Genomic DNA, 19,792 nt, shown 5'->3' with positions numbered 1-19,792 from the left:
TTATCCGCTTCCGTTCAAATAACTGCGAGAGAGCAGTTATTTTCGTCTCAAAGAGCACAAACCCTCTTTATGAAGCGAAATAAGTGGATCTACGCAGTTATTTTCGATTCAGGCGGCTTTTTGGCAAAAATAAGTGTCCTCCCGCAATTATTCGGGCAAAAGTCGGTCGGCGCATCAAACATGCGGATTAGACCGGCCAACGAATAGAAGCGGATCGACGGATGGGGACGCGCAAACCGTGATCGACGGGTCCAGGCAAGCAAATTGTGATTTGCACATGAGGATCGGCCGTTAGACATGGACGGATCGAGACCCTGCCTCTTCCTCAACCCCACAGAATGAGCACATCTTTCGGGGATCTTTTGGCAAACTTCGTTCTTCATGCCTGCTCTCGCCCGAACAGCTGCGTGAAAGCGGCTATTCCCCTTCATTTTTCTCGTTCCGGCACGAATAACTGCGAGAAAGCATTTATTCCACTCTTTTATCCGCTCCCGTTCAAATAACTGCGAAAGAGCACTTATTTTCGTCTCAAAGAGCCCAAACCCTCTTTATGATGCGAAATAAGTGGATCTGCGCAGTTATTTTCGATTCAGACGGCTTTTTGGCAAAAATAAGTGTCCTCCCGCAATTATTCGGGCAAAAGTCGGTTTGGTGAAGCTTGGCGGACTCACGGACTCACGGACTCACGGACTCTCGGACTCACGGACTCACGGACTCACGGACTCACGGACTCACGGACTCACGGACTCACGGACTCACGGACTCGACAAATTTTACGATTTTTACAGATTTGACGAGTTTCACGGGTTTGATGACATTCGCGGATTTGGCGGGAAAGCCAAGTGCACTTTTGCATCTTTTCCCGTTTCCGTTCCCGTTCTGTTCACGCTGCCGTCTCCGCCTCCGCCTAACCCTTGACGCGACAAAAAAAGCCGCTGCCCCTTTTCCGGGTCAGCGGCTTTTAGTCGTGGTCCGATTTCTTTGTCTCTACTCTACCCTGTCTCTACTTTTACCCTTACCCCTATCTCTATCCCCGATCGAATCCCCTTATCTCTCTCCGTCTTCCTTCATCCGAAACGGCCACCAATTCGCTTTGCCGAACGTCTTCACCATCACCGGTACGAAGAACGGAAGCATGAACAGGGCGTAGATGACGAGGCCGGCGAGCACGACGGTCGCGATCTGCATCATCGACAGGACGCCGGACGGAATCATCGAGGCGAACGTGCCGCTCAGGATCAGGACCGCGGACAAAATGACGGTGCCCATGTTGCGCATGGCGTGCACGATCGCTTCCTTCGGATCGAGGTCGCGATGCTCGTTGAAGCGGTCCATCAGGAAGATGCTGTAATCGACGCCGAGCGCGATCAGCATGACGAAGCCGAAGAACGGCGTCGTCCACGTGATGCCCGAGTAGCCGAGCAGGTTCACGAAGATCGCTTCCGTAACGCCGAGAGCGGCATAATACGTGACGAACAGCGACAGCATCAGGTACAGCGGCATGATGATCGAGCGCAGCAGCAGGATCAGGATGATCAGAATGCCGCCCATCATGAGGTAAACGGTGCGGCTGTAGTCCGCGTTGGATACCGTTTGCAGGTCGGCAAACGTGCTGGTCACGCCGCTGATCGCCACGTCGGCTTGTTCGAGCTCGGTATCGCGCGTGCCGCGATCGACCGCCGCGCGGATATCGTCCACTTTGGCGAGTGCTTCGGTGCTGTACGGATTGTCATTCAGCACGACGTCAAGCGTCATGATCTTGCGGTCTTTCGACATGTAGTTGTCGAACACCTGCTGGAAATCTTCGTTCTCCAGCGCTTCCTGCGGAATGAACCAGCCGCCGAGCTCGGAATCCGAGTTATCCTGCAGCTGCGTCAGATAGTCTTCCGCCGAACCGAGTCCGTCTCCGACCTGCTTGAGGCCGTCGACGCTCTGGTCAAGCCCGTCCGTCAGCTCGGTGAGCTGCTTGGACAAGTCGAGGAAGCCCTGGCCGAGCTGCGTTTGGCCTTCTTGCAGCTGATCCAGCCCGCCGGTAATCGACGGGACCTGCCCGACGATCTCTCCCTGACCGTCGGCGGCCTGGTTGAGGCCGCTTTGCAGCTGCTCGATGCCCGCGATCAGCTGATCGAAACCGCCCGCCAGTTGATTCTGGCCGTCGATCGCCTGGGCGTAGCCCTGGTTCGCTTCGCCGATGCCGGCGGCGATCTGGGACACCTGCCCCTGCACCTGGCCGAACGCGTCGGCCAAAGCCGCCGTTCCTTGACCGGTCTGCGTGACCGTCCCGCGGATCGTCAAGTAATCTTTGTCCTGGAGCAGCGCCGGGAACTTCTGTTCCAGACTGCCGAAGCGTCCCTGCACGCCCGTCAGGGCGCCGGACAGGGCGCTTAGCTGCTGTCCGATCCGGGACATGCCGCCGTCAAGCGCGGTCAATCCCGTGCCGACCTGCTGATAGCCGCTCAGCAGTTGGGCGTGCGCGTCGGCCAACTGCCGGGCGCTGGCTTGCAGCTGCGCAAGACCTGCCTGCACGTCGCCCGCGCCGGAAGCGCCGGAGCGAATACCGGTCTCGATCTGCGACAGCCCGTCGCCGAGCTGCGTTACGCCGGTCTTGAGCTCCTCGGTGCCGCTGACGAGGTCGTCGGCTCCGCTCGCCGCTTCCCGGATCTGCGGCGCATTGTCGCTCAGCTGCTTGCTCGCGTCGGACAGGCCGGTCTGAATCTCCGTCAGGCCGTCGCCCGCTTCGCCGAGTCCTTCCTTGAGCGTTCCGGCCTGATCGGCCACGCTGAAGTCCGTAATCGCTTCGCCGGTCGGACGGCTTGCGCTGCGCACGCTGTCGACGCCGTCCACTTTCAGCACTTCGCGGCTGATCCGCTCGGCGATCGCGACGTATTCGGCGTTGTCCATCGCCTGATCGTTGCGGATCACGATCTTGGCCGGCATCGCCTGGCCCGCGCCGAAGCTGTCGGCAATAATATTGAAGCCCTGCACCGATTCGTAGTTGCCCGGGATTTCTTCCAGGCTGTTGAACGACAGCTTGCCGCTGTACGTCAGCAGGAACGGCAGCGTGACGGCCAGCACGATCAGCATCGCCGCCCACGGCCGCTTCATCGAGAAGCGGCCGGCCCAGCCCCACAGCCGGTTTTCGCTATGGCCGATCGCTTTGCGCGAAGGCCAGAACAGCTTTTGCCCGAGCACCGCCATGAAGAACGGCACGATCGTCAGCATCGCCAGCAGCATGACCGCGATGCCGACGGCGACCGCTACAGCCGACCGGTACAGCATGAACTGCGACAGGCCGATCGCCGCGAAGCCGACCAGCACCGCAAGGCCCGACACGATGACGGTGCGTCCCGCGGTCCGGTACGTCTCGACGATCGCGTCCCATTTGTTGTCGGTGCGGCCCATTTCTTCCTTGAACCGGCTGATCAGCAGGATACAGTAGTCCGTCCCGATCCCGAACATGACCGCGACCATGAAGATCTGCGTGAAGTTCGACAGCGGAAAATCGAACCGGTCGACGAGGAACGAGACGATGCTCTGCGAGACGATATAACTCAGTCCCACGGTCAGCAGCGGCACGAACGGCGCAACGACCGAACGGAAGACAAGCACCAGAATGAGCAGGATGAAGACGACGGTAATGTACTCCGATTTCTTCAAGCCTTCTTCCGAGCTGCGCACCGTATCTTCGTTGATCAGCGATTGGCCGGTCAAATAATGCGCGACTTTGTACGGAGCGAGCGTCTCTTCGAGCCCGCTCTGCACGTCGGCCGCTTCGCCTTCCGCCACTTCGGCGGTCAGCGAGACGAGGATGGTCTGTCCGTTGGCCGACACCATCTGCTCTTCGAGTTCCTTCTGTTCGAACGGACTGAGAATCGACGTGACGTGCAGGTCCGCCTTGTTTTTCTCGATTGCGGTTACGGCTTCTTCGGCCTGCTTCTTCTCCGCGGCGGTCAATCCGTCGGGATTGTGGAACACGAGCGCGATCGTCGTGCCTTCCGCTCCGCCTTCCTGCGCGGCCAGATCCCGAAGAATAGCCGACGCTTCCGTCGACGTGTATCCGTCCGGCACGGAAATTCCGCCTTTTTCCCGGACGAGGTCCGACATCGACGGCGCGCTCAGGAACAGCCCGACCGCCGCCGCGATCCAGATCAGCAGCACCAGCCATCGGGCTTTCAGTAGGGTTCTCATTTTTTCTCTCTGCCTCCGTCTTCGATGACCAGGCCGGCCAGCTTCTCGAAAGCCGCCATGACCATCTCGATTTCTTGTTGTTCAAAATGGCTCAAATACCCGCCGACCGATTCGGACACCCGCTGCTCGACCTGCTCGGCGATCCGCTGCCCGCGTTCGGTCAGCGACAGATACACTTCCCGCCGATCGGATTCGCTGCGCGTACGCTCGATCAAGCCGCGGTCCACCAGCCGGGTCACGATCGCGGTGATCGAACTTTTGACTACCTTGAACGTCTCCGCAAGCTCCGAGGACGTGCGCGGACCGCGCTGCATGATGTGCTGAAGCAGGTAATACTGGTCGTTCGTCAGCTCTTCCTGCATCTGCCGGCGCATCACCGTTCCCATCTCCCGCTCGATCGCGAGCCACGAATCGAGAAACCGGTTGATGAGTTTTTTGGCGTCTTCGGGCGGCAGTTGGCCGTGTGCGGAAGTCTGTTCATCCATGGCCTTGACCCCTTTTCCAAATGATTCTCTACGCCAACTATTCGATCATGAAATAGTTCAACAATGAAACTATAAAACTTTGGAGCATGTCTGTCAACCGTTCCGCCTTTTCTTTTTCCGGTCAAAAAAAGCAAAAAGACCTTTCCCGAAGGAAAGGTCCGAACCCAATCAGCCTGAACAGAAATACGCACGAAAAAAGACGAAACAGGCGCGAGGGAGTCCAAAAACGTTCGAACTCCCGGTTGCCTGATCCGCCTCCTCCTTATTCCTGCTCTTCCTCTTCGACCTCGTACACGCAGCGGAAGCGTTCCAGGCCCGAATCCGTAAAGCCGAGGCTCAGGACGGAAAAGCCGATACTGCGGTAAAAGTCGACCACTTCTTCGTCCGTTTCCGCCACGACGCGTTCGGGCTTCTCCCGCACCATCAACTCCAGCAGCATCCCCCGACCGTAACCGAGGCCGCGGCTGCCCGGATCGACAGCGATATGCTTCACCGTGATCTCGCGGTCGCCGCTCGGCTCGAAGCCGACGACGCCGAGCATCTCGCCTTTTTCCAGATAGGCCAGCAGCTCGGATTGTTCGTTCTCTTCATAAAAAGCGATCGCCCGTTCCACCTGTTCCGGATCGGGAAAAACGGATAATTCCAGCAGGGCGGCGACTTTTTCGTTCCGCGCCTGTTCTTTGACGGATTGCAGCATCGTATTCCTCCTGTGTTCTATTGCGGCGCGATCCGGGCATGCCGGCGCAGTTCCGCGCGGGCCGCCTCGTACGCGCCGTTCAACTTCGGCAGCACGTCTCTCGCATCCTGCGCCCGGTTCTCGCGCAGCGCCTGTTCGACGTTCTCCAGCAGTTTCGCCAACTGGTGAACGCCGAGGCTCAGACTGCCGGACTTCAAATTGTGCGCGACCCGCAGCCCCTGCTCGCAGTCGCCCGCGCGGACGCATTGTTCGAGCCGCACAAGCTTCTCCGGCGTCTCTTCTTCATAGACAGCCAGCAGAGAACGCAAAATGTCCGGTTCTTCGCCTTCGTCCAGTTCGATCAGCTCGCGCACGACCGCTTCGTCGATCGCCCGGTCGGACGCGCGCGGCATCCATTTTTCCAACATGGACCCGAGCGATTCGATGCTGACCGGCTTGCCGAGAAAATCGTTCATGCCGGCCTGCAGGCATTCTTCGCGTTCGCTTTCGACCGAAACGCCGGTCAGCGCGACGATCGGGATCGGACTGCGCATCTCGTCCCGCTCCAGTTCGCGGATACGAAGCGTCGCTTCGATCCCATCCATGACCGGCATCTGCTTGTCCATGAGGATCAGCGCATACGGACGACTGCGAAAAGCTTCGACGGCGTCCCTGCCGTTCTCGGCCACGTCGACCGATTCCAGCCCGAGCTTTTTGAGCTGGATCCGGATGACGCGGTTGTTGATCGGATTGTCTTCCGCAACCAAAACGGAGATCCCTTCGCCCGACGTACCGAACGAAGGAACCGCATGCAGCGCGGCGCCCGCGCCAGGCAGCTCTTTTTCGGGCGGAAGGTTGATTTCGAACCAGAATGTCGAACCCGACCGTTCGCGGCTGAACACGCCGATCTCGCCTTCCATCGTGTCGACGAGCGATTTGCAGATCATCAGGCCAAGCCCGGTGCCTTCTTTGGCTTTGCCCGCTTCGGTCTGCCCGTACGGCTTGAACAGCTTGACGATATTCTCTTCCGAGATCCCGATGCCGGTGTCCCGGATTTCGAACCGGACCCGGTCCGGGCTGCCTGATGCCGCGCGCACGACGACCCGGATCTCGCCGTCTTCGGTAAACGTGTTCGCGTTGTGGATCAAATTGATCAGAATTTGGCGAATGCGCGTCGGATCGCCCTGAAGCGTCGACGGCACGGAATAATCGATGTCGTATTCGATCCGGTTGCGCTTCGCGCCCGCTTTGGGCTGAAGCAGCTGCACCACGTGGGCGACGACGGTTCTCGGCTCGAACGGCTTGATTTCGATATCAAGTGCGCCCGCTTCGCTTTTGGACAGGTCCAGCAGGTCGTTCACCATGCCGAGCAGCTCGCCCGCCGATTCGTCGATCAATGCCGTCCAGGCCTGCTGTTCTTCGTTCAGGGCGCTGCCGCGCAGCAGCTCGGTCATGCCGAGGATGCCGTTCATCGGGGTGCGGAACTCATGGCTGATCATGGCCAGAAAGCGATTTTTCGCTTCGTTGGCATGCTGCGCTTCGCGGACCGCTTTTTCCATTTCCGCATTGCTTTTGGCGAGCTTCCGTTGAAGCGTCACCAGTTCGTTGTTCATCGACGAAAATTCGTTCAAAATCCGTTCTTCCTTCAACTGCCCGCGCACGATCCGGTCGTTGAGACCTTCGACGATCCCGCGCAGGCGTTCGATCTCGCGCTGCAAATCAGCTTCCAAGTTCGTGACCTCCTTCCACGGCCGGCTGACCTTCATCCCGTCTGCGCCGGCTTGCGCGTCCGCGCATCATCCGCTCGGCTTCGAGCAGCGCCCCGCCGGCGTCCGGCGCGTACCCGTCGGCGCCGATCCGTGTCCAAAGCGACGGATCGACGTTGAACGGCAGGCCGCCGACCAAAATCAGGACGTTGGCCGAACGCTCGTCCGCCCGCAGGTTCACGATCAGTTTCTTCATTAGATGCACATGGAACGTCATCGTGGCCGACAGCGCGACGATATCCGCCCGGCGCCGAAGAATGAGGTTCATCAGCTCGTCCTCGTCCACGCTCGCGCCCAGATAGTGGGTATCCCACCCTTCCATCTCGAACACGTCCGTCAGCATGCGCAGCCCGATTTCGTGCATCTCGCCGCCGACGCAGGCCGAGACGAGCACTTTGGAATTCGACTTGTGCCCCGACCCGATCCATGCCGTATACAGCCGCGACATCGCGCTCTGCGTCACGGCGGTGCAGTAATGCTCGTCGGCGACGCTGATCTGCTGCGTCTGCCACAGCCGTCCCACTTCGTACTGCGAAGCCTGGAAAATGTATGCGTAAATGTCCCGCACGCTTTCTCCCCGCTCGAACAACAGGTCGACCAGCGCGTATGCCCCGGCCCGATCCCCGCTCAGCAGCGCGTCCAGATACTCCACGCTTTCGCGTCCGAGCGGCCGGTCTTCGGCGAGAAAAGACGGCACTTCGGCCGGCTCCGCCGTGCGCGCAATGCCCATCTCCAAGATCCGGATCGTCCGGTCGGTCGATTCGTCGCGTTCGCCCGCCTCGACCCGGCCGAGAATCAGCTCCAGCTTGAGACGGATATCGGCTTCCGTCAATCCGTAGCCGGCCAGCAGCTGCTTCAACCATCCAATGTAATGGACGAACAGCGACGGGCTGTCCATCTGCACGCTTTCCGCCAAATAATGCAGCGTATAGGCCGTGTCCCGCTTGGACTTGTTGAATCCCGCCTGTCCGTACCGCTCCATCAGATCGGGCTGGACCCGGTAATGTTCTTCCGTAACCGCAAGCGCGAGTCCTTCGATTTCCGCCGGCAGCGTCTTCCCTTCTTGTAACGTCATGTTGACCACCCACTTTGGGAGAAGGCCTGCCCCGGTCCTGCCTGCCAAAATCCGACCGCTGCGCATCCTTCCCCGGTTTTGTCCGTCCTGAATACCGGTTTAAAGCTTCGGGTTTATCTTCCCATACCGCGAAAAGATGCGCAACTTGACAAAACAAACGTTCCCTGCTTGTCGCCTTTTACAAAACGCTTTTCGGGGGCAGCGAAGAACGGGTGAAAAGATCGAGGCTGCCGTCTTCGCGCCCGACGACGACCGTATGCGCCATCTCGACGAACAAGCCGTTTTCCACGACGCCGGGGATAGCGTTCAGCTCGGCGTGCAGCGAAGCCGGATCGTCAATCGATACGCCTCGGCAGTCCGCAATGTAATTGCCGTTGTCCGTTACGTACGGCTCTCCGTCTTCCATGCGCAGCCCGGGGTTCAACTGCAGCGCTTTCAGCGCGTCGAGCGTCCATTCGTGCGCAAAAGGAACGATCTCTACCGGCAGCGGAAAAGCGCCCAGCGTGTCGACCATTTTGTCTTCGCCGACGACGACGAACATTTTGGCGCTGCGCGCCGCCACGATCTTCTCGCGCAGCAGCGCGCCGCCTCCGCCTTTGATGAGCTGCAAATTCCGGTCCACTTCGTCCGCACCGTCGATCGTCATATCGATTTGGCCCACTTCCGCAAAAGGCACGATCGGAATGCCGAGCGCAAGCGCCTGTTCTTCCGAGCGTTTGGACGTCGCCACCGCCCGGACGTTCAGTCCTTCCTTGACCCGCTGTCCCAACCGCTCAATCGCGAAATACGCGGTCGACCCCGTACCGAGTCCGACCGTCATGCCTTCCTCGATCGCTTCGACCGCCCGTTCGGCAGCCAACTTCTTCGTGTTCATCTCCGCCACTCCGTTCCGCTTCGCCTTTTTTTTGAAAAACCCTACCCCTTCATTGTAAATCAATTGTTTTTCCCAGAACAATCTTTTTCTTGTGATCCAAAAGCTTGTTCGCTTCGTTACAAAGACAGTTGGTAAATGTCGAATAAAATCACAATTTGAGATTTTATATCACTTTTATGTCAAAAGACCTAAACTCTCCCGAACCTCTTGTCGATAAAAGAATTAGCGAATAAAGTCGAATAATGTACCTAAAAGGATGGTAAACGATAATGTTTCGACAAAATAAAGGAAAAAACATTTTATTTTCCACAATTTCTGCTGTTTTACTTCTTTCTTCCCTCACTTTTTCTCAATACGCCAAATCTCTTCCAAATGTCAAACAACATAACCAAAATTCGACATTTTCGACACCAAGCGTCATTCCTGCCAAACCGATCACGAACGTATTCGTCAAATACGCCGACCGGGACGGACAAAGACTCGCGCTTAACGTCACGCACGATCTCGACTACCATATTTACTGGAACACGAACATGATGTCGCTGCGCACGAACCAGGCCGGCCTGGCCAAACTTCGCGCCAGCGATTCCATCCAATCGATCGAGCTGGACCGAACATACAGCGGCATGCCTCAGAGCAGCGCATCCTTGTCGAATGACGCTTCCGCCGCTCCGTCTGCCGCTTCTTCGGCCTCCAAAATCAAGCAGGGTGCCTGGGGCTACGACGCAATCGACACTTCCAAAGCGCAGCTCGCCGGCTACACCGGCAAAGGCGTCAAGATCGCCGTTCTCGACACCGGCATCTCGAACGAATCCGGCATCCAAATCGCGGGCGGCACGTCCACGATCGACGGTACGCCTTCGTACGCGGACGACAACGGACACGGAACGTTCGTCGCCGGCATCATCGGAGCGAAAAGCAAAGCGTACAAAGGCATCGCGCCGGACGCTTCCCTGTACGCGGTCAAAGTAATGGACAAAGACGGCAACGGTTCGACCGAATCGTTGGCGCAGGGACTGGACTGGGCGATTCGCCAGCATATGGACGTCATCAATCTGTCGCTCTCTTTCCCGCAGCAATCGGGCGCCGTGCAGGAACTGCTCAAAAAAGCGGCCGATCAGGGCATCACCGTTATCGTAGCCGCGGGCAACTCCGGCAACGCCGACGGCAGCGGCGACACGATCGCTTTCCCGGCCAAATCGCCGGAAGCGATCACGATCGCGGCGGTCGACTCGCAGCTGCGCCGCGCCGACTTCTCCGGCACGGGCGACAAAGTCGAACTGGCCGCTCCCGGCGTCGGCATCATCAGCACCAGCGTATCGGGCAAATACAAACTCGGCGAAGGCACTTCCGCAGCCGCTCCTTTTGTCAGCGGCATGGTCGCCGTGCTCAAGCAGGCCCATCCCGAGCTCGGCGCGGACCAGATCCGCACGGCTTTGCAGCAGAGCGCGCAGGATCTCGGCGCACCGGGCCGCGATACGCAGTACGGCTTCGGCCTGATCTCGTTCGACCGCCTGCTGGGCAAAGGCTCCGTGATCGCTTCGGCTCCGGCGCCTGCCGCTGCGTCGGTATCGGACGCTTCCATGGGCACGATGGCCGCTTCCGACAAGATGATGGCTTCCAAAAAGCAAAACGGAAATTCCAATTCCAAATCGGGCGATACCGGCACGTTCCGTTAAGTCCGGCAGCCGCGCCAAAAAAGACTCCGGTCTTCCCCAGTGGGAAGATCGGAGTCTTTGTCATGGAGCGGACCGGGCGGCCTTGCCGCCGGACGTTCATGTCCATGCGGACACGGCCGGGCGAACACGGCCGGGCGAACGCGGCCGACCGGGCGCGCCGAGGCGGACGCCGCTTAGCGCCAGCCCGAACGCTCCACGAGCGAAGCGATCTGGGACGCGTGATGCTTGCCGTGCCAGGCGTAATGCTCCGTCTGCACGCCGAGCAGCGTCCATGTTCCGGATTCCGGATGGTAGAAGCTGCGGCGCAGCTGCTCGGGCGTCAGCGATTCCAGCAGGAACGCCCAGCGCGTATGCAGGCCGCGCAGAATCAGCAGCGACGCGCCAACGGCAAGGCTGCCGGCATCCGGCTGCTCCGCCCAGACGTTCTCGTCGTACGGCTTGATCGTCGGCTTGTCTTCGGTCAGCGCAAGCTTGAGCCGCACGTAGGCGTTCATATGGCTGTCCGCCAGATGGTGCACGACCTGCCTGGCGGTCCACCCGCCCGGGCGGTACGGGGTATCGAGCTGCGCTTCGCTCAGCCCTTCGATCGCCGCTTCGAGGCGGTCCGGCAGGCGCCGGATGTCTTCGATCCACGCTTCGAGCTGATCGTCTTCGAACGCTTCGAGCTGCGCGGGCCTGCCGATCGGATAACGCAGAGCTTCGAGTTCACTTTCGTTTGCGGCATGTTCGTTCACGGCGTAGGCCTCCCCTGGATCTTTTTGTGGAATCGCGGATCAGATCATTTTCTTCGGATCGACGTAACGATCGAATTCTTCTTCGGTCAGCAGTCCTGTCGACAGAGCCGCTTCCTTGAGCGACGTGCCTTCGGCATGCGCTTTCTTGGCGATCTTCGCCGCGTTCTCGTAGCCGATATGCGGATTGAGCGACGTGACGAGCATGAGCGAATTGTTCAGGTTGTGCTGGATCTGATCCAGGTTCGCTTCGATGCCGACCGCGCATTTGTCGTTGAACGCGAGCATGGAATCGGCCAGCAGGTTGACGGATTGCAGGAAATTATAGATCAGCACCGGCTTGAACACGTTCAGCTCGAAGTTGCCCTGGCTGGCGGCGAAGCCGATCGTCGTGTCGTTGCCGAATACCTGCGCCACGACCATCGTGATCGCTTCCGGCTGGGTCGGATTCACTTTGCCCGGCATGATCGAACTGCCCGGCTCGTTCTCCGGAATTCGGATCTCGCCGAGCCCGCTGCGCGGACCGCTGGCCAGCCAGCGCACGTCGTTGGCGATCTTCATCAGGTCGGCCGCGAGGCCTTTGATCGCGCCGTGCGTGTAGACCGCTTCGTCGTGGCTCGTCAGCGCGTGGAACTTGTTGCGGGCCGACGTGAACTTGGCCTGCGTGAACTGCGAGATGTAAGCCGCCGCGCGGTCGCCGAATTCCGGATGCGCGTTGATGCCGGTACCGACCGCCGTGCCGCCGATTGCCAGCTCCTTCATGTGCTGCACGCTTTCCTTGATCATCGTGCCGCTTTTCTCCAGCATTGCGGACCAGCCGCTGATCTCCTGGCCGAGCGTCAGCGGAGTCGCGTCCATCAGATGCGTACGCCCGATCTTGATCACGTCTTTGAAAGTTTCGACCTTCTCGTCGAACGTCGCTTTGAGCACGGCAATCGCCGGCAGCAGCTTGTCTTCGACGGCCGTCACGCCGGCTACGTGCAGCGCGGTCGGGAACGTGTCGTTGGAACTCTGCGACATATTGACGTCGTCGTTCGGATGAAGACGCTCCTCGGTACCGCCTTTGCCTTCGAGCAGCTGGTTGCCGCGGTAGGCAATCACTTCGTTGACGTTCATATTGGACTGCGTGCCGCTGCCCGTCTGCCAGACGACAAGCGGGAAATGCTCGTCGAGCAGCCCTTCGAGAATCTCGTCGGCCGCCTGCGAGATCGCGCCGGCTTTGGCTTCGGACAGCTTGCCGAGATCGCGGTTCGCGAGCGCCGCCGATTTTTTCAAGATGGCGAAAGCGCGAATGACTTCGGAAGGCATCTTCTCCTGGCCGATCGGAAAGTTTTCTTTGCTGCGCTGCGTCTGCGCCCCCCACATTTTATTCGAGGGCACCTTCATTTCACCAAGCGTGTCTTTTTCGATCCGGTAATCCAAAATCCGTCTCCTCCTTCATCGCTATCACAAAATGGTCACATTCCAAGTTTAATTGTAGCGTTTTCAATAGTCAAAAAGAAAGCCATATCGACAGCCCATGTCCCAACAATTTTGCCGGGCGGCCCGTCCGCTGCCTACAACCGGTCGCTGCGCGCCGAACGGCGCGACTTTAGATCACTGTCGTGCCTTCTTCCCGCAGCGGTTCCGGCTCGGCGGGCAGACACCATTGAATCTCCGGCAGGCCGTGCTCCCGCAAAAAATCGTTCGCTTGCGAAAAAGGGCGGCTGCCGAAAAATCCGCGGTCCGCCGAGCGCGGGCTCGGATGCGCCGCCTTGAGCACCAGATGCCGGCCGGCATCGATGAAAGAGCCTTTCTCCTGGGCGCTGCGTCCCCACAGGATGAACAAGGCCGGCTGCTTGCGCTCGTTGATCGCCGCGATCGCGGCGTCCGTGAACGTCTCCCAGCCCATGCCCTGATGCGAAGCCGCCTGGCCCCGGCGCACGGTCAATACGTTATTGAGCAGCAGGACGCCCTGCTTCGCCCAGGATTCGAGAAAGCCGTGGCGCACCGGCTCGCAGCCCAGATCGTCCCGCAGCTCGCGGTAAATGTTGTCCAGCGACGGCGGCACGCTGCGGCCCGGCTGGACCGAAAAGCTCAGTCCGTGCGCCTGGTTCGGTCCGTGGTACGGGTCCTGACCCAAGATGACGACGCGCGTATCCGCCAGAGCCGTCAAATGAAAAGCGCTGAAGATGCGGTACATGTCCGGGTAGACGGTTCCGCTCCGGTATTCGTCCGCCAGCTTGCGCCGAAGTTCGGCGTAATACGGCTTCTCCATTTCGGGATGCAGAATCCCGGCCCAATCGTTCGTAAAAATCGGCTTCATACGGCGGTTCCCCTCTCCTGTTCGCTTGTTCGCGGCGGCGGATTATGAATAGGCGTTCTGCGTCTCTTCGATCGGCGCGCCGCAGTATTCGCACTGCGTTTCGGTGCCGGCGCGAACCGTTTTGCGGCTGCCGCACGAGCGGCAGACCGCCACGACGAGCCCGGACGCGCCGGCTTTCGAACGGACCGACTTGGTGCGGTAGATTGTGCTGCCCCCGTCCGCGGACGGTTGATCATAAGCGGTCTCCGGCTCTTCGGCGGAATAACGGCTTGTCTGCGCTTCCAATCCGGCCATCTGCGCCTCGTAGCTTGTCCGGCCTCCGTCCGCAGGCGGTTCGTCATAGACGCCCCGCGAGGTGCGCGATCCGTGGCCGCCCCGGCCGACGCCCGCCTGTTCGCGCAGCGCCCGCAGGCGCTTGCCGCGGCGCAGCAGCCACGAACCGAGCAGCAGGAACAGCACGCCCGGCAGCGCGAAAAAGAGGACAAACCCGATCGCGGTCGACGCGGTTGAACTGCCGATGCCCGGCTTCCACGTATCGAGCACGAACCAGGTGCCCATGACGATCCAGAACGCGCCAAGCGCATTCAACAAGACTCCGATGACCCTCATTGCGTTTCCCCCGCTTTCTTCTCGATGTCCGATCGCCTTCGCGGCGTATCGGTTCAAATTATACCCCAGCCCGGAAACAAAGAAAACGGCTTTCCCCATAAGGAAAGCCGTTGAATGGCGAAGCAAGGGGCGGGCGACAGACGCCGCGATGCGGCGAAGTCGGTCAGGATACCCGCAGCATGGCGCGGTTGCCGAACGGATCGAGCGCGGAAGGCCCTTCCGGCGTATCCGTCACTTCGATTCCGGCTGCGCGCAGCGCGGATACGGCTGCGCCGAGTTCTGCCGCGTCCGGATATTCGATCGTGAAGTAGCGCAGCCCGACCGCATTCGCGGGCGCCGCCGGAGCGCCGACGCCCGCCCATGTGTTGAGTCCCATATGGTGATGGTAGCCGCCCGCCGAGACGAACAGCGCCCCGCCGCCGAAATGCAAGACGACGTCGAAGCCGAGGCCGTCCACGTAGAAGGCACGCGCTGCGGGCAGATTGCCGACATGCAGGTGGACGTGTCCGATCACGGTGCCGGCCGGCAGTCCGTTCCAGGGACCGGCGAGCTGAAGCAGCGACTGCACGTCGACCGGATCGCTGCCCATGACGTATTCGCCTTTGGCGTCTTTTTGCCACTCCGAGCGGGGACGGTCCGCGTAGATCTCGATACCGTTGCCGTCGGGATCGTTCAGGTAGAACGCTTCGCTGACCGCGTGGTCGCCCTGCCCGATGCCGAGCCCGCTTGCGGCCAAATGGCGCAGCGTCGTGCCGAGCGACACGCGATCCGGCAGCAGGATGGCGAAGTGGTACAAGCCGGTCACGCTCTGCTGCGGCAGCACGATCGCCTGCTCCACTTCTTCGAGCCCGAGCAGCACGCCGCTGCCGCTCACGCCGAACTCGGCCGTCGTGGACGTCTGCGACAGAAGCGTAAGCCCGATCGTTTCGCGGTAGAAGCGGATCGACCGTTCGATCTGGCTGACTTTGAGCTGGACCCGCCCCATATGGGCGTCGGGATGAATCTGATAAGCGGACATGGATGTAACCTCCTGTTTTTTATACATTTTTTCTTATATCATTATTTGTTTGTCATGAGTAATATTATTTATAGTTCCATCATAGTATACTAAGTTACAAAAGTAAAGCAAATGATTAAAAGAAGCCTGCATACGCGGCCGTTCGGACCGTCGCATTCGCAGGCTTCTTCTTGTGATTTGTATGCGGCTCGTTCTGGTTGATCTTTTTTACGATTCGCTGCTTTTCCCTAACATCCGTTAACTGGACAAACCGGCCTGTCTGGCCAAAAACTCCATCGCCAGCCGGTTCTGCCCGTCCGATACCCAATGCCCGTCGAACGGATACACGCGCATTTCCTTGTCCGAGACGATCCGGTTGTACGCCGCGTAGACCGTCTCCGGCATGCAGCAGAGATCTTTCAAACCGCAGGAGACCATGACCGGAATCCGAATCCGGTGCGCCAGATTGACGTTGTCGAAATAGCTGAGCGTGCGCAGCACCGCGTCCAGATGCCCGGGATGCCGGCTGACGAACTCCGCCGCTTCGGACAGCGAACTGTTGGCGTTCAGAATGCCGAAGTCCATTTGGCACATGTTGGGGATATGGGCGACCGCCGCTTTGGGCACGCCGCTCAGCGCCGACACGATCAGCGCAAGCCCGCCTCCCTGGCTGCCGCCGATCAGCAGCACCCGGTCGGGATCGGTCTCCGGCTGCGCGGCGGCCCATTCCGCGGCGCGGATCGCGTCGATCGTAATCGCCCGGTAATAGGCCGTCTCCCGATCGAGAATGCCCGGCGTCAGCCAGCCTTTGGCCGCCCCGTAAGGCTGGTCCAGCCGGCTGCCCGTCTCGCCGCCCTGCCCGCGCACGTCGACCGACAGCACGGCGAAGCCCATCAGAATGTAATGGGCGAACTGCTCCGGCATGCCTTTGCCGCCGCCGTACCCGTGGTAATGGACGACGCACGGGAATTTCCCGCCGTCCGCCGGCTCGGCCGCGGGCGTCAAGTACCAGGCGTGCAGCGGCGTGTCGTCCGCGCCTTCGTAAGTCGACTTGTAGGCGCGCATGCCGCCCATCGGGGTGTGCACGAGCTCCCGCGTGCCGTTTAACGGCTTGTCCGCGTACGACGCGAGCGTCGCTTCCCAGAAAACGTCGAGGTCGTCTTCCGCCGTCAGGATCGGGCTGCGGCGCTCCAGCTCGCGGATGCGGTTCTGAATACTGTTCGTCATGGCGATATCCAGTCTCCTTTTTGCACCCTTACCGGTCTTCCCGCTCCAGCAGGCGCCGGTACAGGCGTTCGTTCTCTTCATCGTAGCAGACGAACGCCGCTTCTTCCAAAAGCGGTTCGCCGCCTGCGGACGCCCGGCGTTCCAGTTCGCCGCGGACCGCCGCCCATGCCGTCTCGGCCGCCGCTTTTTTGGGATACCCGTAGATGCCTGTCGAAATGTTCGGAAAAGCGATCCGCCGCGCTCCCGCCAAAGTCGCTTCTTCGATCGAGCGGACGTAGCAGGACGCAAGCGCTTTCGCTTCTCCGTCCATGCCGCCTTGATACACCGGTCCTACCGTATGCACGACGATGTTCGCGGGCAGCCTGCCTGCCGTCGTCACGACCGCGTCGCCTGTCTCGCAGCCTCCCTGCCGGGCGCGGATCGCGCGGCATTCTTCCAGTATGGCCGGGCCGCCGGCGCGGTGAATCGAACCGTCCACGCCTCCGCCTCCGAGCAGCGACGAATTCGCCGCATTGACGATGGCGTCCGTCTCGTATCGGGTAATATCGCCCCGGACGACGATAACGCGGGTTCCGTATACTGTTCGTTCCATGGATAAGCCCTCCCTTTTCGCGAATATGCCGTATTTCACCGTTTTGATCGCGGGCGAACCGGTTCAGGCTTCTTTTTCCGCCAAAAAAAAGCCTGTCGGCGAAGCGTGACCGAAAATCCGGTCTGCTCGCCGATAGGCTTGAACGACTTGAACGGCTGTGTTTGAAAAAAGGCTCAGCCCGCTTTGGCCGCTTCGATCGCCGCTTCCACGTTCTCAAGCGTCGGATTCTCGACTTTGGTGCCGTTGACGAAAATCGACGGCGTGCCGGTGATTTTGCTGTCGTCGCCAGCCTTTACGTCGGCCGTTACGGCAGCCTGGTACGTTTTGTTTTTGAGATCGGCCGCGAATTTCTCGATGTCGGCATCCGGCACCGTTTGTTTGACCAGATCAACGATATATTTTTCCGTTACCCAGTTGTCGCGTACTTTGTTCGTATCCTGGTTCGCGTACACCGCTTTGTTGTAAGCCCAGAAGTAGTCCGGGTTTTGTTCGTACAGCGCTTGTCCGCCCAGAGCCAGCAGCATGGAATCGTCGGCCAGGAACGGATAATCGGCGAATTGGAACGAAGCTTCGTTCGTATCGACATATTTGGTCTTCAGCTCCGGCAGTACCGTTTCTGTCCAAATTTTGCAGTCCGGACATTTGTAATCGCCGAATTCGACGATTTTGACTTTCGCGTCCGCTTTGCCGAGCGTCGGCTGGTTCGTCGCGACGTAGTTCGTCAGCACGACCGGTTCGGCGGAAGCCGCCGGCGTCTGGTTTTCCCCGAACTTCGTCAGCAGGTAGATCAGCACCAGCAGCACCACGACCAGGCCGACAAAGCCCAGCGCGATCGCGCTCAGATTGCTTTTCTTGCGCTTGCTGCCCGACGTCCACTGCGAAGCGGCCGTGTTCGGATTTTGCTGCGGTCTGGCGTTTTGCGGCCTGCCATTTTGCGGTCTTGCGGCGCCCCCCGTATTTCTTTTGGCACCCTGCGGCTTGCCGTTTTTCGGCGCCGGCTTTTTGTTTTTGCTCATCCTTTTTCCCCTTATCCTCAAGTTTGCCTGTCATTGCCGCTCAGCCCGTAAGGCTGCCGACCGACAGGAACGACTGTCTTTGATTATATCGAGTATGGGCGGTCCGATTCAAGCTTCCAAGCATTTCCGTTAAAAATAAGACGTCGATACCGTTCTTTTATCGTTCTTTTGCGCGCCAAAAGCCCGCTTCTCCCGAAGCGGGCCTACTTCTGCGTCTTCTATGCTCGTCTGGTCGCTTCCTTGCCGAGGCGCCGCGCAGGCGCCGAACCCGGCTTCAGGAGACGCGGGAGCGTTCTTCCGAAGAGGGCGGACGAAGTTTGCGCGTTTTCGGCCGGCCCCGCCAGGACAGGTACGTCCAGACGCGCAGCACATACTCGATCGGTCCGGTGCGGAACCGGCGCAGATAGAGCGGGCTCAGCCAGAGCTGCGCCGCATAGATCGCCAGCGCGATCACGGTGCCGACGAATACGCCGGCGCGGCCGAACAGCCCGAAGCCATATCCGTAAAAAATCGTCGTGCCGATCACGCTCTGCATCAAATAATTCGTCATCGACAAGCGGCCGACAGCTTCGAAGTTCGGCAGCAGGCGGTGGCGGCGAACGCCGGCGTACAGCAGGGCAAACGCATGGATATACCCGAGCGACAGAATCGCCCCGCCGACCGTATCGCCGAGCCCCAGCCCGGGCAGCCCTGCTCCGCCGAGCTGCGGCGCCAGCATGCCGTAAGCTTTGAGCAGCAGCCCGATCGCAATGAAGACGGCGGCGCGGCGCCGATGGAAGCGGCGCATGCCCTGCGGATCGTCGAACGTGCCTATTCTCGCGGCCCGCATCCCGAGCAGGAACATCGGGGCAATCAGAATCGGGGCAAACAAAACGGCAAACAGCAGAAACATCCCGTTTTCTTCCCCGAACGGATCGACTTCGTTGCGGAAGCTGCGAATCTCCGCGTACGTGCCGGTGCCGTAGACGTCGCGGCTGTGCAGCACGTAATTTTGCGTATGCGCCGACGAGCCGAGTCCCGTTTCGGCCGGATCGAGCGGCGTCAGCCCGAGCGCGCCCATCACGGTCATAAGCAGCACCGCCCAGATCAGCAGCGTTTTCGGTTTGCGGCCCACAAACAGCAGCAGGAAAAAGCCGGTCATGCCGTAGAAAGTCAAAATGTCGCCTTCCCACAAAAACGTCGCATGCAGCATGCCGATGCCGAGCAGCAGCAGGAAGCGTCTCGCCAGATGCCATTTGGGGCGCAGTTCGCGTACGGTCAGGCTGTCCGCCAGCTTGACCATCCCGAACCCGAACAGATAAGCGAAGATCGGCATGAAGCTGCCGACGACCGCGATAAACAGGAACGAGCGGAAAGCCAGGTCCGCTCCTTCGATTCCGAACAGCTGCGGCTCGGTCTCCCCGAACAATCCGTATTGAAAAATAAGCATGTTCGCAATCAAAATGCCGGCCAGGCTGAAGCCTCTCAGACCGTCGATTAATTGAACCCTTTTGGTTCTGTCCATGTCCATCACCTCTGCACCCAGTGTAACGCGGCGGCTTGAAGAGACGCTAAAGCCTTTCTTAACGTTTC

Annotated in this window: 16 protein-coding genes; 1 reads left to right on the top strand and 15 read right to left on the bottom strand. The window is 59.8% G+C overall.

Annotated elements, in window-relative coordinates:
* Positions 1 to 1,047: 1,047 nt before the first annotated feature.
* From FFV09_RS19270 to rpiA, 6 genes are all read right to left on the bottom strand, one after another.
* Positions 1,048 to 4,188, bottom strand: a complete 3,141-nt coding sequence (locus FFV09_RS19270) for an MMPL family transporter (protein WP_141449339.1) — start codon at positions 4,186 to 4,188, stop codon at positions 1,048 to 1,050.
* Positions 4,185 to 4,673, bottom strand: a complete 489-nt coding sequence (locus tag FFV09_RS19265; RefSeq protein WP_141449338.1) for a MarR family winged helix-turn-helix transcriptional regulator — start codon at positions 4,671 to 4,673, stop codon at positions 4,185 to 4,187. The genes FFV09_RS19270 and FFV09_RS19265 overlap by 4 nt, the downstream gene beginning before the upstream one ends.
* Positions 4,674 to 4,935: 262 nt before the next feature.
* Positions 4,936 to 5,370: a GNAT family N-acetyltransferase gene (locus FFV09_RS19260; protein ID WP_141449337.1), complete on the bottom strand. Its 435-nt coding sequence runs from the start codon at positions 5,368 to 5,370 to the stop codon at positions 4,936 to 4,938.
* A 17-nt stretch (positions 5,371 to 5,387) separates the two neighbouring features.
* Positions 5,388 to 7,079, bottom strand: a complete 1,692-nt coding sequence (locus FFV09_RS19255; RefSeq protein WP_170315086.1) for an ATP-binding protein — start codon at positions 7,077 to 7,079, stop codon at positions 5,388 to 5,390.
* Positions 7,069 to 8,190, bottom strand: coding sequence for a cobalamin B12-binding domain-containing protein (locus FFV09_RS19250; RefSeq protein WP_141449335.1), 1,122 nt, complete (start codon positions 8,188 to 8,190; stop codon positions 7,069 to 7,071). The genes FFV09_RS19255 and FFV09_RS19250 overlap by 11 nt, the downstream gene beginning before the upstream one ends.
* A 178-nt stretch (positions 8,191 to 8,368) precedes the next feature.
* Positions 8,369 to 9,064: a ribose-5-phosphate isomerase RpiA gene (rpiA, locus tag FFV09_RS19245; RefSeq protein WP_141449334.1), complete on the bottom strand. Its 696-nt coding sequence runs from the start codon at positions 9,062 to 9,064 to the stop codon at positions 8,369 to 8,371.
* Positions 9,065 to 9,597: 533 nt separating this feature from the next.
* Between rpiA and FFV09_RS19240 the strand changes: the two genes are divergently transcribed.
* On the top strand, positions 9,598 to 10,743 hold the full coding sequence (locus FFV09_RS19240; RefSeq protein ID WP_170315085.1) for a S8 family peptidase: 1,146 nt from the start codon (positions 9,598 to 9,600) through the stop codon (positions 10,741 to 10,743).
* A gap of 173 nt (positions 10,744 to 10,916) precedes the next feature.
* On the opposite strand, the gene FFV09_RS19235 is transcribed toward FFV09_RS19240, so the two are convergent.
* From FFV09_RS19235 to FFV09_RS19195, 9 genes are all read right to left on the bottom strand, one after another.
* Positions 10,917 to 11,477 carry a YfiT family bacillithiol transferase gene (locus tag FFV09_RS19235; RefSeq protein ID WP_141449332.1) on the bottom strand — a complete coding sequence of 187 codons (561 nt, stop codon included), beginning with the start codon at positions 11,475 to 11,477 and terminating at the stop codon, positions 10,917 to 10,919.
* Between the two features lie 39 nt (positions 11,478 to 11,516).
* Positions 11,517 to 12,896 (bottom strand): class II fumarate hydratase, encoded by a 1,380-nt coding sequence (gene fumC / locus FFV09_RS19230; RefSeq protein WP_141449331.1) that lies wholly within the window; start codon positions 12,894 to 12,896, stop codon positions 11,517 to 11,519.
* Between the two features lie 169 nt (positions 12,897 to 13,065).
* Entirely contained in the window at positions 13,066 to 13,779 is a 714-nt protein-coding gene (locus tag FFV09_RS19225; protein WP_141449330.1) for a uracil-DNA glycosylase, read from the bottom strand.
* A 42-nt stretch (positions 13,780 to 13,821) separates the two neighbouring features.
* The gene (locus FFV09_RS19220) at positions 13,822 to 14,388 is read right to left on the bottom strand and encodes a hypothetical protein (RefSeq protein ID WP_141449329.1); all 567 of its coding nucleotides are present in this window, start codon (positions 14,386 to 14,388) and stop codon (positions 13,822 to 13,824) included.
* A gap of 163 nt (positions 14,389 to 14,551) precedes the next feature.
* Positions 14,552 to 15,406: a VOC family protein gene (locus FFV09_RS19215; protein WP_141449328.1), complete on the bottom strand. Its 855-nt coding sequence runs from the start codon at positions 15,404 to 15,406 to the stop codon at positions 14,552 to 14,554.
* 237 nt (positions 15,407 to 15,643) lie between these two features.
* Entirely contained in the window at positions 15,644 to 16,612 is a 969-nt protein-coding gene (locus FFV09_RS19210) for an acetylxylan esterase (protein WP_141449327.1), read from the bottom strand.
* Between the two features lie 28 nt (positions 16,613 to 16,640).
* Complete coding sequence (locus FFV09_RS19205; protein ID WP_141449326.1) at positions 16,641 to 17,204, bottom strand: O-acetyl-ADP-ribose deacetylase; 564 nt, start codon at positions 17,202 to 17,204, stop codon at positions 16,641 to 16,643.
* Positions 17,205 to 17,377: 173 nt separating this feature from the next.
* The gene (locus FFV09_RS19200; RefSeq protein ID WP_141449325.1) at positions 17,378 to 18,220 is read right to left on the bottom strand and encodes a DsbA family protein; all 843 of its coding nucleotides are present in this window, start codon (positions 18,218 to 18,220) and stop codon (positions 17,378 to 17,380) included.
* A 274-nt stretch (positions 18,221 to 18,494) separates the two neighbouring features.
* Positions 18,495 to 19,724 carry a DUF418 domain-containing protein gene (locus tag FFV09_RS19195; RefSeq protein ID WP_246098384.1) on the bottom strand — a complete coding sequence of 410 codons (1,230 nt, stop codon included), beginning with the start codon at positions 19,722 to 19,724 and terminating at the stop codon, positions 18,495 to 18,497.
* Positions 19,725 to 19,792 lie beyond the last annotated feature (68 nt).

Origin of the sequence: Saccharibacillus brassicae (assembly GCF_006542275.1) — a bacterium.
Taxonomy (GTDB): domain Bacteria; phylum Bacillota; class Bacilli; order Paenibacillales; family Paenibacillaceae; genus Saccharibacillus; species Saccharibacillus brassicae.
The sequence above is the reverse complement of the archived record's forward strand: the minus strand, read 5'-3'. Positions and strand labels throughout refer to the sequence as shown.

Excerpts from the sequence above, each read along its gene's own strand:
- FFV09_RS19270 (WP_141449339.1), bottom strand. The coding sequence starts at position 4,188 with ATGAGAACCCTACTGAAAGCCCGATGGCTGGTGCTGCTGATCTGGATC.
- FFV09_RS19265 (WP_141449338.1), bottom strand. The coding sequence starts at position 4,673 with ATGGATGAACAGACTTCCGCACACGGCCAACTGCCGCCCGAAGACGCC.
- FFV09_RS19260 (WP_141449337.1), bottom strand. The coding sequence starts at position 5,370 with ATGCTGCAATCCGTCAAAGAACAGGCGCGGAACGAAAAAGTCGCCGCC.
- FFV09_RS19250 (WP_141449335.1), bottom strand. The coding sequence starts at position 8,190 with ATGACGTTACAAGAAGGGAAGACGCTGCCGGCGGAAATCGAAGGACTC.
- rpiA (WP_141449334.1), bottom strand. The coding sequence starts at position 9,064 with ATGAACACGAAGAAGTTGGCTGCCGAACGGGCGGTCGAAGCGATCGAG.
- FFV09_RS19240 (WP_170315085.1), top strand. The coding sequence starts at position 9,598 with ATGATGTCGCTGCGCACGAACCAGGCCGGCCTGGCCAAACTTCGCGCC.
- FFV09_RS19225 (WP_141449330.1), bottom strand. The coding sequence starts at position 13,779 with ATGAAGCCGATTTTTACGAACGATTGGGCCGGGATTCTGCATCCCGAA.
- FFV09_RS19220 (WP_141449329.1), bottom strand. The coding sequence starts at position 14,388 with ATGAGGGTCATCGGAGTCTTGTTGAATGCGCTTGGCGCGTTCTGGATC.
- FFV09_RS19215 (WP_141449328.1), bottom strand. The coding sequence starts at position 15,406 with ATGTCCGCTTATCAGATTCATCCCGACGCCCATATGGGGCGGGTCCAG.
- FFV09_RS19210 (WP_141449327.1), bottom strand. The coding sequence starts at position 16,612 with ATGACGAACAGTATTCAGAACCGCATCCGCGAGCTGGAGCGCCGCAGC.
- FFV09_RS19205 (WP_141449326.1), bottom strand. The coding sequence starts at position 17,204 with ATGGAACGAACAGTATACGGAACCCGCGTTATCGTCGTCCGGGGCGAT.
- FFV09_RS19200 (WP_141449325.1), bottom strand. The coding sequence starts at position 18,220 with ATGAGCAAAAACAAAAAGCCGGCGCCGAAAAACGGCAAGCCGCAGGGT.
- FFV09_RS19195 (WP_246098384.1), bottom strand. The coding sequence starts at position 19,724 with ATGGACAGAACCAAAAGGGTTCAATTAATCGACGGTCTGAGAGGCTTC.